Origin of the sequence: Haemophilus influenzae (assembly GCF_019703545.1) — a bacterium.
Lineage (GTDB): Bacteria > Pseudomonadota > Gammaproteobacteria > Enterobacterales > Pasteurellaceae > Haemophilus > Haemophilus influenzae_E.
The window spans coordinates 298,846-311,469 of the sequence record NZ_AP018771.1; the positions used below are offsets into that span (position 1 = coordinate 298,846).

The 12,624-nt window shown below is 37.5% G+C and carries 8 protein-coding genes and 1 tRNA gene; 2 read left to right on the plus strand and 7 right to left on the minus strand.

The annotated features are described in order from the left end of the window. Positions 1 to 19: 19 nt before the first annotated feature. Positions 20 to 1,321, minus strand: coding sequence for a trigger factor (gene tig, locus K6J66_RS01500; protein ID WP_110442613.1), 1,302 nt, complete (start codon positions 1,319 to 1,321; stop codon positions 20 to 22). Between the two features lie 299 nt (positions 1,322 to 1,620). Between tig and K6J66_RS01505 the strand changes: the two genes are divergently transcribed. Next, positions 1,621 to 4,830 (plus strand): TonB-dependent hemoglobin/transferrin/lactoferrin family receptor, encoded by a 3,210-nt coding sequence (locus K6J66_RS01505; protein WP_221260114.1) that lies wholly within the window; start codon positions 1,621 to 1,623, stop codon positions 4,828 to 4,830. Positions 4,831 to 4,886: 56 nt separating this feature from the next. Here the strand turns inward: K6J66_RS01505 and K6J66_RS01510 are convergent, their stop codons facing one another. The 5 genes from K6J66_RS01510 to selA all read right to left on the minus strand — a co-directional run bounded on the left by K6J66_RS01510 (position 4,887) and on the right by selA (position 9,725). Beyond that, positions 4,887 to 5,195 carry a YafQ family addiction module toxin gene (locus K6J66_RS01510; RefSeq protein WP_040035583.1) on the minus strand — a complete coding sequence of 103 codons (309 nt, stop codon included), beginning with the start codon at positions 5,193 to 5,195 and terminating at the stop codon, positions 4,887 to 4,889. Further along, a complete protein-coding gene (locus tag K6J66_RS01515) occupies positions 5,195 to 5,491 on the minus strand; it encodes a type II toxin-antitoxin system RelB/DinJ family antitoxin (protein ID WP_005692346.1) in 297 nt (98 codons plus the stop codon). The genes K6J66_RS01510 and K6J66_RS01515 overlap by 1 nt, the downstream gene beginning before the upstream one ends. Positions 5,492 to 5,610: 119 nt before the next feature. After that, the gene (locus tag K6J66_RS01520) at positions 5,611 to 6,465 is read right to left on the minus strand and encodes a DUF3298 domain-containing protein (RefSeq protein WP_015701818.1); all 855 of its coding nucleotides are present in this window, start codon (positions 6,463 to 6,465) and stop codon (positions 5,611 to 5,613) included. Between the two features lie 18 nt (positions 6,466 to 6,483). Next, complete coding sequence (selB, locus tag K6J66_RS01525; protein WP_110442588.1) at positions 6,484 to 8,343, minus strand: selenocysteine-specific translation elongation factor; 1,860 nt, start codon at positions 8,341 to 8,343, stop codon at positions 6,484 to 6,486. Then, a complete protein-coding gene (selA, locus tag K6J66_RS01530; RefSeq protein ID WP_110442587.1) occupies positions 8,340 to 9,725 on the minus strand; it encodes an L-seryl-tRNA(Sec) selenium transferase in 1,386 nt (461 codons plus the stop codon). The genes selB and selA overlap by 4 nt, the downstream gene beginning before the upstream one ends. A gap of 70 nt (positions 9,726 to 9,795) precedes the next feature. Between selA and K6J66_RS01535 the strand changes: the two genes are divergently transcribed. Next, positions 9,796 to 9,890 (plus strand) — tRNA-Sec (locus K6J66_RS01535). Positions 9,891 to 10,017: 127 nt separating this feature from the next. Here the strand turns inward: K6J66_RS01535 and mutS are convergent. Beyond that, positions 10,018 to 12,603, minus strand: coding sequence for a DNA mismatch repair protein MutS (gene mutS, locus K6J66_RS01540; RefSeq protein ID WP_110442586.1), 2,586 nt, complete (start codon positions 12,601 to 12,603; stop codon positions 10,018 to 10,020). Positions 12,604 to 12,624 lie beyond the last annotated feature (21 nt).

The window sequence follows — 12,624 nt, forward strand, 5'->3', positions numbered from 1 at the left end:
TCAATCATAATAATATTACTTAGTATGCTTGTGGATTCATAATTTCATCGAATGAAGAAACTTTTTCTGTTACTTGTGCTTTTGCAAGTACTGCATCAACAGCTTGTTCTTCCAATACAACATTGCGAATATTATTCATTAACTCTTCGTTTTTACTGTAATATTCCACAACTTCTGCTGGCTGCTCGTAAGCTGATGCAATATCTGCAATCATTGCTTTAGCGCGTTCTTCATCAGCTTTTAATTCATTAGATTTAATCACTTCAGAGAATAATAAACCCACTTGCACACGACGAGTTGCTTCCGCTTCAAATAATTCACGTGGTAACTGTGCAGTTTGTTGTGCATTACCGCCAAAACGTTGAGCTGCTTGATTGCGTAATACATTAATTTCTTCTTCTACTGCAGAAGCTGGCACATCAATCGGATTTTGTTCAATTAAACCATTGATTACTTGTTGTTTAACACGAGAAACTAACGCATTTTTCAATTCACGTTCCATATTTTTACGGATTTCTGCACGCAAATCAGCAACAGACTTAGTATTAGGGCCAAATTTAGCAACAAATTCATCTGTTAATTCAGGCAACACCATATTTTCGATTTTTTTCAAAGTAATCGCAAATTTTGCTGCTTTACCTTTCAAGTTTTCTGCGTGGTATTCCGCTGGGAAAGTCACATCAATATCAAATTGCTCACCTGCTTTATGACCAACAATTCCTTCTTCAAAACCTGGAATCATACGACCTTGACCCATAAATAATACGAAGTCAGTAGCTTTACCACCTTCAAATTCTTCGCCATCTACAGAGCCAACAAAATCAATAGTGACACGATCATCTGCCTTTACAACATCTTGACTTTCAGCCCAAGTAGCTTGTTGTTTACGTAACACATCAATCATTTTATCAATGTCAGCTTCCGTGATTTCAACAGTTGGTTTTTCAACTTTAATATTTTCTAAACCTTGTAATTTAACTTCTGGATAAACCTCGAAAGTGGCAGTGAAAACTAAGTCTTTACCTTCTTCAAAAGTTTCAATAGCAAAAGTTGGACGACCTGCAATATTAATTTTTTCTGCAATAACAGCATCAAAAAAATGACGTGGTAATAAATCGTTTAATACATCTTGACGAATTGACGCACCAAAACGTTGTTCAATGATATGGGCAGGCACATGGCCTTTACGGAAACCATCTACGCGCACATTTTTTGCAGCACGTTTAAATTCTTCACGAACGGCTTTAGAGACAATTTCAGTTGGAACGGTAATCGCTACGCGGCGTTCTAAACCTTGAGTTGTTTCAATATTTAATGACATTTGTTACCTCAATTAATTTGCACTCGGTCAAATCCACACCGAACACGTTTGTTAAATAAAAAGACACTCAATTATAACGAAAGAAATCTACGCAGTCGATAAAAGAGTGATTAAAAATTGCATTTTGATGATTTTAAAATACGACTTACAAACAAAAGTGCGGTCAAAAATGATTTTCTTTTCTGCTCATACAAAGCAATTAGGATTTGTACTTATTATACTTTTTCTTGATATTGATTAAATAAATTGAATTATTTAATATGTATAATAATTATTATCATTAAAAAATAAGGAAACCTATGACCAACTTTAAATTCAGCCTGCTTGCTTGCTCTATTGCATTTGCATTAAATGCAAGCACAGCTTATGCTGCCCAACCAACCAACCAACCAACCAACCAACCAACCAACCAACCAACCAACCAACCAACCAACCAACCAACCAACCAAAATAGTAATGTTTCTGAACAACTAGAACAAATTAATGTTTCAGGAAGTACAGAAACAATTAATGTGAAAGAGAAAAAGGTAGGTGAAACCCAAATTTCTGCCAAAAAATTAGCGAAACAGCAGGCGTCTGATTCTCGTGATCTCGTTCGCTATGAAACAGGTATTACGGTGGTTGAAACAGGTAGAACGGGCGCAAGTGGTTATGCAGTTCGAGGGGTTGATGAAAACCGTGTAGGTATTATGGTTGATGGGCTTCGTCAAGCTGAAACTTTAAGCTCTCAAGGATTTAAAGAACTATTTGAAGGCTATGGCAATTTTAATAATACTCGTAATAGCATTGAAATTGAAAATGTTAAAACAGCAACTATTACCAAAGGTGCTGACTCCTTAAAATCTGGTAGTGGCGCATTGGGTGGTTCTGTTATATTTGAAACAAAAGATGCTCGAGATTATCTGATAGATAAAGATTATTATCTTTCCTATAAACGTGGCTATCAAACAATGAATAATCAAAACCTTAAGACACTTACATTAGCAGGACGTTCTAAAAAATTTGATATTTTAGTCGTTGATACAAAACGTGATGGGCACGAAATAGAAAACTACGATTATAAAATTTATCCCAACAAACAGGCTGATTTAAGAGCGGTTGGTCCTACCCGTGAAAAAGCTGATCCTTATCAAATTACCCGCCAAAGCACATTAATAAAACTGGGCTTTCAGCCTAATGAAAACCATCGCTTGAGTGTGGCATTAGATGATTCTACTTTAGAAACTAAAGGTATGGATTTGTCTTATGTTTTTAGACCATGCAAGGATACAGCATGTGCGGAAACACACGGTGAGCGTATTATTAATGATCAATCTAAAAGAAAAAATATCCAATTTAGTTATGAAAATTTCAGTCAAACCCCTTTTTGGGATCATATTAAACTAAGTTATTCTTCACAAAAAATTACCAATAAAGCACGTTCTGATGAATATTGTCATCAATCCACTTGTCCTGGTGTACGTAATCCGCAAGGGCTACATTTAGAAGAAGAAAAAGATGGAGTTTATAAAATTGTGGATAAAGATAACAAGGATTTTGAATATAAAGATGATAAGAATAATCGTTGGAGTTGGGGGAAAGAATTATACAACTCTAAAGGTGAAAAAATTAGTGATGGTGTAAATACGGAAGGAGGCACACTTGATTCTGTTTTAATTAATTGTGAAAAATTAAATTGTGAAGGAAAAAAATTTAGAATTTATCAAGAAAAAGATAAAAACCATGATGATTCATATAAATTTGAAGATCGCAATATTACTATCAAAAAATTACATAATGGCAAAAAATATGGGGAAATTGAACTAAAAAAGGGAGATGCACTGTGGCCGGGTGGCCCTCTAAAAGAAGAAATAGCTCGTTTTCTCTTTCCAAAAAGCCGTGGCTACAGCACAGACTTCGTTAATGACCGTGATTTAAACACCAACACCCAACAAATTAAACTTGATTTAGACAAAGAATTTCGCCTATGGCATACCCAACACCAACTAAAATATGGTGGTCTTTATGAAAAAACACTAAAAAGTATGGTTAATCACCAATACAACACCGCAGCCAATGTGCAATGGTGGGCTGACTACTTCTTCTGCGCTAGAACAAAGGGTGGAAATCTTGACGAGAAGAAAACACCACACCCTAATGTCAGCGTAGATGGTTGTGCCAATGGTACGCCAATTTATTCCGATAAAGGCAAAGATACCTATTTAATCCCTGTTACCACTAAAAATAATGTGTTGTATTTTGGAGATAATGTGCAACTTACCTCTTGGCTAGGGCTAGATTTAAATTATCGCTATGACCATGTGAAATATTTACCTGGTTATGATGAAAAAACTCCCGTTCCAGGTGGCTTAATTGCAGGAATATTTGTACCTTTTGGTAAAGAAGATGTCGTTTATGGCACGTCTATTCCTAACGGATATAAGGATTGTCGCTATAACACTGAGTGTTATGAAAAAAATTTTAAAGACAATCTTGCCCTGTTATTACGCAAAACTGACTATAAACATCATTCTTACAATTTAGGGTTAAATCTTGATCCCACAAATTGGCTTCGTGTACAGCTTAAATATGCTAATGCTTTCCGTGCACCAACCTCTGATGAAATTTATATGACATTCAAGCATCCAGATTTTTCCATAGGTCCAAATACCAATTTAAAAGCAGAAACAGCAAAAACGAAAGAAGTCGCATTTACCTTTTATAAGGAAAATAGTTATCTTACGTTAAGTGCATTTCAAAGTGATTATCGTAATTTTATTGATTTGGTCTTTGAAAAAAATAAACAAATTGATAAAGGTTCTGCAATAGAATATCCGTTTTATCAAAACCAAAATCGAGATCAAGCAAGAGTCAGAGGTATCGAAATTGCTTCACGTCTAGAAATGGGCGATTTGTTTGAAAAACTACAAGGTTTCCATTTAGGTTATAAATTGACCTATCAAAAAGGAAGAATTAAAGATAACAAATTACGTTCTGGATATGCTGAATTTTTGAAGCTAAATCCGCAATATACTGCTATTGCTTCACAAGATCAGCCTATGAATGCATTGCAACCAACCACATCGGTATACAATATTGGCTATGATGCACCAAGCCAAAAATGGGGCGTGGATATGTATATCACTAATGTTGCAGCCAAAAAAGCAAAAGATAGCTTTAATTCTCAATGGACGAGTATGGTCGCCAGAAGAGAAAATATTTATGGCACAGAAAACAAAATACCTGCTACAAAAGTGAACGGCAAAGAAGTAAAAGATTCTCGCGGATTATGGCGTAATAATCGCTATACAGTGATCGATACGATTGCCTATTGGAAACCAATTAAAAATCTTACATTTACCGCTGGTGTATATAATTTAACCAACAAAAAATATCTCACTTGGGACTCTGCTCGCTCTGTTCGACATCTTGGCACGATTAACCGAGTAAAAACAGAAACAGGTAAAGGCTTAAACCGCTTCTACGCGCCTGGCAGAAATTACAGAATGTCTGTTCAGTTTGAGTTTTAATACTATGTAAAAATAATCCGCACATTTTACGTGCGGATTATTATTTAAGATTACTTCTATTTTAAAGCGGTTTGTGAGTGTGTATTTAAACGAGAAAATTTCAATTCATCAAATTCATCCTGTATAACGTATTGGTAAATCAGTACCAAATTACCTTGAATATGGCAATCTCGATAACCTTTCCACTCTCCTACTAATGCGTGATCTTGGTAGCTTTCGGGTAAAGGTAAACGATTTAATAAACAGTGTATTGCAGTAATGTATTTTGAGCCAATTAACACATTGGGGGAGCGTTTAGCTAAATCAGTTAAATCTCTTACAAATTGTTTTGAATAGCTCACTTTTAATGGCTTCTCTTCTGACATTATTGACCACCATTAAGAATGCGTTTTGTAAATTCTTCGGCAGAATAATTTTCACTAGCTTCAATAAAAAAGCTCTCTGCGTTACCACTATCTAATTCATCAATAGCTGCTAGGGTTTCTTTATTTGGGCGAAGATAATTCAAATCAATAGGGATAGAGCGAGTCTTGGCAATTTGAGCCAAAAACATATTGAATACTTGTGATGGGGTAAGTCCATATTGTTCAATAACTTGATAAGCTTCTGATTTTGTTTGCTCAACTGTTCTAAAGCTGATAGAGGAATTCGTAAGTGCCATAATTTTTCTCCTTAGTATTACATTGAAAGACTATTATAATAAAGATGAAGTGCAAAATCTATAGTCTCTCATTTTTAATGTAATTAGGGATTTTGATTGCTATTCAAAAGTTAAAGGATTTAAATATCATTACCCTGTCTAAATTCTGGTTTAAATAATTCTTCTAGTTGCCCAAAATGGAGCATTAAATCTTGCTCTCCTGCTGCGTAAGGGGCAATTTCATAAACATCATAAATAAAATGTACACCTTTTGAATCTAAGTAAATATTGTTCGATAAATTAAAACTATCGGCTTCAATAATAGGTTCATATTCCTTATTGCTATTATTATATTGTTCCCATAAAAGCGTTTTTACTTTCGGTAAATCTTTTTCATTAAATAAATCATTTAATGTCAAAATATGGCGTGTAGTTAGATCAATTGTGAAATAGCGATTACCTTCAATACCGTGCGCACCACCTTCATAGTCATAAAAACTAATCGCAAAGGTTGCAAGTTTTTCTTTTTGCCCGATAAAATTTGTCCATATAGAATGAGAAATTCCAAAAGATGGTGTTTCTTTTGCCTCTTTTTTGTCTTCCTCAAAAGCGGTTTGATAACGTGCTACAAATTGTTCACGAGAAATATTTTTCATTTCTTCGTTTTCAGTCAATTTTTTCCACAATAGATCATTAAGCCAATCAATATTGGTTTTTATTGTTGAAATTGAATACTCAATTTTGGTTTCTTCAGGCTGGTAATCTTCTTTCGATTTAGGATGTTTAATAATTTCAGATTGATTAAATATTTCATCATTTTCCACAAAAATTGCTGGGACTGTTTTTTCTATTTGCTCTTTTAATTTGGTATTTTCAGCACTGAGTTGTGCTACCGTTTGATTTAGTTGTTTTATTTTTGCTTCAGTATCTTTATCTTGGCAGCCTGTGAGCAAGATGACAGAACTAATTAATGCAGCAACGAGCGTTTTTTTCATACTTTTTTCCTTTTTAAATCATAAATCAAAAACATTTTTATCGCGTAGAATATGGTCATTGCCTTTGCGACGTAAAAACCCCATTCGGTCGAAATATTCCATTAGTTGAACGGTAAGTTTGCGTCCGAAATTCAATTTATCACGTACTTCATTTACGGAAACTTTTCCTTGTTCTTCTGCAATTTGCTTGATGAGCCTTGCATAAACATAGATGGTTTCAGTTAAGAAAAATCTATCTTTCACGATTGGCGTGAGGTAACCCAGTTTTCCCGCTTTATACATAAAATTACGCATAATTGATTCATCAATAGCGAGTGCATTTGCCATATCTCGCACCCAAATTGCTTGACCGTTTGTTTTTTCAAATTCATTCAACACATCCACCCAACGTTTTTGTTCTTCTTGGCTAAATTGGATTTTATGTTCGGGTAAGTGAAGCCAACCTCGAGTTTGCTGTAATCTTCCCTCTTCTAACATTTCATCAATAAAATGATTGATCAAGTTTTCAGGCTGGTTTAAGGCAGTCATTCGATATAATCTGGCTTTGCTTACACCAAGCTGATCATTATGTTGCTCGTGATAAGTATTAAGTGCGGTTAAAATTTGCTGTGTTTTTTCTTGTATGTAATTAGTATTAAAACACCAATCTTGATAACGTACGGCGTCCCGCTCGGCGAGTGCTTTATCTAATTGCAAGGAAGTCAGTTGTTCCGTCCACATTAATTGGCGTGCTGTTGTCGCATTATGTAGAAGGGTAAGTGCAATGCGTTGCGAAGCATTCTCTGCCAATGCTAAATTGGCTAAAAAATTTAACCGCACTTCAGTACGTTTATGACGTTTTGGCGAGTTAATTTCCAATACTTGTGCGCCAGCAATTAAGGTTTTTGTATCGCCACTGCGTAAAATAAGTTTGTCTCCGAAAGCCAAGAATAATGGTGAATCTAATATGATTTCAGCTAAAGTGCGGTCATTTTTTGCGGCATTTTTTCCTTGTAATAAGGTGAGTTTACCCGTAGTGCGACTCGCGCCGTGATAAATATGCACAGGTTGGCTTTCATTTAATGGTATTTCAGCCAAAATTTGTACACTGATGCGATCTGTTGGTGGAAGTGGCTCATTCTGCAATAACCAATCGCCTCGTTTCATTGGTGTGCGGTCTAAATCAGCATTTAAATTTAACGCTAAACGTTGCCCTGCAATACCTTGTTCGCTTGATGTATTTTGTGCGTGAATCGCTTTTATACGAATTTTCTGTCCAGTGGAAAGGTAAATTTCATCGTTTACTTTCACTGTTCCTGAAAAGGCTGTGCCTGTCACGACGGTACCCGCCCCTTTTACGTTGAATACTCGGTCTATTGCGTAACGGAACGGTTTCTGGGTATCAGCTAATTCAGGTAGACTAGCTAAGTAATGACGTAATTCACTGATGCCTTGTCCCGTTTCTGCTGAGGTAACGAAGTAGTTAGCATCGCGTAAAAAACTGTAATCTTGTTTAATTGCTTGGATTAACGATTCAATTTGCTCTGAATTTGTACGATCTGCTTTTGTGATGACAACAATAATTTCGTGGAATTGAAGTTGGCGTAAGATTGCTAAATGTTCTTTTGTTTGCGTTGCAACGCCTTCATCGGCAGCGACAATTAACATTGCATAATGCACACCACCTAAGCCTGCCTGCATATTTGATAAGAATTTTTCGTGTCCCGGCACATCAATAAAGCCAAGCACTTTATTTTCTAACGGCAGATAGGCATACCCCAAATCAATGGTCATGCCGCGTTTTTTTTCTTCTGGTAAATGGGCGGTACTTTTGCCAGTTAATGCTTTTAATAATGCTGTTTTGCCGTGATCAACGTGACCTGAAGTAACAATAATCATAGTTCATCCAATGTATTTAATAATGTTTCAATATCCGCAAGGCTACGTAAATCTAGCCAAATTTTTCCGTTTTCCATTCGCCCAATAATAGGTTGAGAAAGTTGTTTAAAGCGAGCTGAAAGTGCGGAAAGTTTTACGTTTGTTTTTTCTGCAATAGTGACAGCCACAGAAGGGATTCTTTCCATTGGTTGTGAGCCACTACCGATTTGTGCTTGGCTAGCTTCAATTTGAATCTCAAATTGTGAATTTAAGCGAAATTCTAACCGCTCTTTTAGACGCATAGCATTTATTTTGAGTTGTTCTAATGGTTGCGTGAGTAATCGCAAAGTCGGTAATTTTTCAGTTAATTTTTCAGGATTTAAATATAAACGTAATGTGGCTTCTAAGCCTGATAAAATAACTTTATCGCAACGTAATGCACGCTTGAGAGGATGTGCTTGTAATTGTTCGATCCATTCTTTTTTACCCACAATAATGCCTGCTTGCACGCCACTAAGCAATTTATCGCCAGAGAAAGAGACCAAATCCACACCTTGTGCGACTTTTTCTTGCACGGTCGGTTCTTTTGGCAAGCCATATTGGCTTAAATCAACTAATGCGCCGCTGCCTAAATCAGTTACTACGGGTACATTCATTTCTTGACCTAGTTCCGCAAGCTCTTCTTCTGAAACTGAAGAGGTAAAACCACAAATTTGATAATTGCTGCTATGCACTTTCATTAAAAAAGCCGTATTTTCAGTGATAGCATTACGATAATCTTTCAGATGGGTACGATTAGTGGTGCCCACTTCCACTAAATGGCATCCAGCTTGTTCCATAATATCTGGAATACGAAATGCACCGCCGATTTCAATTAATTCGCCACGAGAAATGATAACCTCTTTGCCTTGAGCAAAGGTTGCCAGCATTAACAATACCGCAGCAGCGTTGTTATTCACTATACAGGCAGCTTCAGCACCTGTGAGTTTGCATAATAATTCACTGATGTAATTATCGCGATGACTACGCTTACCTTCATCTAAATCATATTCAAGCGAAACATTTTTTTGCATCACAGAAAGCGCTGCTTGTTGTGCTGCTTCAGACCAAAGTGCCCGCCCAAGATTTGTGTGCAATACCGTACCTGTCAGATTATGCACCGCTTTGATTTGTACTTGGTTTTGTTTTTGTAGGCGAGAATGAATTTCTACAAAAGTGCGGTCAAAATTAGAAAAATATTCAGGAAGTTGATTGTTTTTTTTTATAAATTGACGAGCTTGGGTTAATAATTCTCGACATATTGCCACGACTGCAGTGTGACCAAATTCGGTAATGAGTTGTAAGCCTTGAGGTGTTTTGAGAATTTTATCAACGGAAGGAAGTTGTTGAAAAAGTGCGGTCATTTTTGAATCCGTTTAAAATAACGTTGAATTGCCGATTAATTTACGCTAAAGTGACCGCAATTTCAACCACGGAGGGGCGTCATCTCCGGTGAGGTGGCAGGATTTCAAATCCTGTTGAGGACGCCAGCGTTCTTGGGTGGGTTCAACTCCCATTCCCCTCCGCCAATCCATATAAACCTGCATAAATCCACGTAAACAATCCACCAGTAAAATCCAGTGTACACACCTCTTTATTATGCGTATGGTGGATAAAGCACCTCAAGCCTTTGAACTTATCGCTGGGATATAATATTTACCCCACCATTTTCTTTAACTGATACAAATACGCCAAGGCTTGTTTAGGGCTTAAATCATCGGGATCAAGTTTTTCGATTGTCTCTCTTAGTGCATCCGTTTCTTGTTCAAACAATAATTCGCCCTGATTGTGATTGGCTTCACGCAACGCTTGAATTTGCTGATCGGCTGAATGGCTGGAGTTTTTTTCTAATTGTGTCAATTTCTGTTTTGCCAGTTTAATAACAGATTGTGGCACGCCTGCCAAAGCTGCGACCGCCAAACCATAACTTTTACTTGCTGCGCCATCTTGTACGGCGTGCATAAAGGCGATGGAGTTGTTATGCTCAAGGGCATCTAAATGAATATTGGCAATACCATCTAGCTGTTCCGGTAATGCGGTTAATTCAAAATAATGGGTGGCAAATAATGTAAGCGAGCGGATTTTTTTGGCTAACCATTCAGCACAAGCCCAAGCTAAGGATAAGCCATCATAAGTGGATGTGCCACGACCGATTTCATCAATAAGCACGAGACTTTGTGCAGTAGCTTGATGAAGAATATTTGCCATTTCGGTCATTTCCACCATAAAGGTTGAACGCCCTGAAGCTAAATCATCAGACGCACCAATTCGAGTAAAAATACGATCAATCGGCCCAATTCGCGAGCTGTCTGCTGGCACAAAACTGCCGATATACGCCAGCAATGTAATTAATGCGGTTTGGCGCATATAAGTACTTTTACCACCCATATTTGGCCCAGTGATAATTAACAAATGACGGTTGTGATTGAGCTCCACTGGGTTGGCGATGAAAGGATCTTTCAATACTTGTTCCACAACAGGATGGCGACCATTTTCAATTTTCACACTCACTTCATCACAGAATGTTGGCATAACGTAATTGAGGGTATTTGCGCGCTCGGCAAGATTGACCAATACATCCAATTCAGAAAGTGCAAGGCTAGCCAGCTGTAACGCACCTAAGTGCGGTAATAATAAATCAAACAATTCATCATAAAGCTGCTTTTCTAATGCTAACGCTGCACCTTTCGATTTAAGTACTTTGTCTTCATATTCTTTGAGCTCAGGAATAATGTAACGCTCTGCATTTTTCAAGGTTTGGCGACGTACATAATGAATGGGTGCTTTATGCGCTTGGCCTTGGCTAATTTGAATGTAATAACCATGCACTGCATTAAAACCGATTTTTAAGGTGTCAATGCCAGTGTTTTCACGTTCTCTTTTTTCTAGGTTTTCCAAATATTGCGTTGCACCATCAGACAGCATACGCCATTCGTCTAATTCGGTATTATAGCCTTCAGCAATCACGCCACCATCCCGAATTAAAAGCGGAGGCGTTTCAATCAATGCACGTTGCAATAAATCACATTGCTCACTGAAATCGGCAATTTGGCTGAAAAGTGCGGTTAAAAATGGCGATGTTTTTTGTTGCACAATCGTGCGTAATGCAGGAATTTGTTCTAAGGCTGTGCGTAAGCGAGTGAGATCGCGAGGACGCGCTGAACGCAGAGCCACACGCGCTAAAATACGTTCCATATCGCCGACTAATTGCAAATAAGGTTGGAGTTCATCGACTAAATCAAAATTCAGAATTTCCGCAATCGCTTGTTGGCGTTGTTTTAATTTTTCCACATCACGAATAGGCTGATGAATCCAACGTTTCAGCAAACGACTGCCCATTGGCGTAACGCATTTATCCAAGACAGAGGCTAACGTATTTTCTGTGCCACCCGCAAGATTTTGCGTCAATTCAAGATTTCTGCGCGTGGCGGCATCTAACTGAATGCAGTCTTGGTTTTGAATTAAGCTAATGCTTTGAATATGGGGTAATGCGGTACGTTGGGTTTCTTTTGCATATTGCAATAAACAACCTGCCGCACTTAAGCCGAGAGGGGATTTTTCTACACCAAAGGCGCGTAAATCTTTTGTGCCAAATTGACGATTTAATAACGTAATGGCAGTGCTAAGTTCAAATTCCCAAATCGGGCGACGGCGTAATCCTTTGCAATGTTCAATCGCAGCCATTTCGTTAAATTCTTCACAATACAGCAATTCCACAGGTGCAATACGTTGCAATTCCGCACGCAATGTTTCTTTATCTGTAGGTTCACAAAGCTGAAAACGCCCAGAAGTCATATCTAAAGTGGCTAATCCAAATTTTTCTTTTTCTTGATATACCGCAGCAATCAGATTGTCTTGGCGTTCAGGCAAAAGTGCTTCATCGCTTACTGTACCAGGTGTAACAATTCGCACAATTTGGCGTTCCAGTGGTCCTTTGCTTGTGGCAGGATCGCCAATTTGTTCGCAAATCGCCACAGATTCGCCTAACTGCACTAATTTTGCTAAATAACCTTCCACTGCGTGATAAGGCATTCCTGCCATTGGAATGGGCTGTCCTGCAGATTGCCCTCGTTTCGTTAAAGAAATATCCAACAATGCCGCCGCTTTTTTCGCATCGTCATAAAACAACTCGTAAAAATCCCCCATGCGATAAAACAACAAAATATCTGGATTCTCCGCTTTGAGTTTTAGATATTGTTGCATCATTGGCGTATGTTGTTGGAAGTTTTCTTCGGAAATCATCTAATTACCTGCTTTGAAACT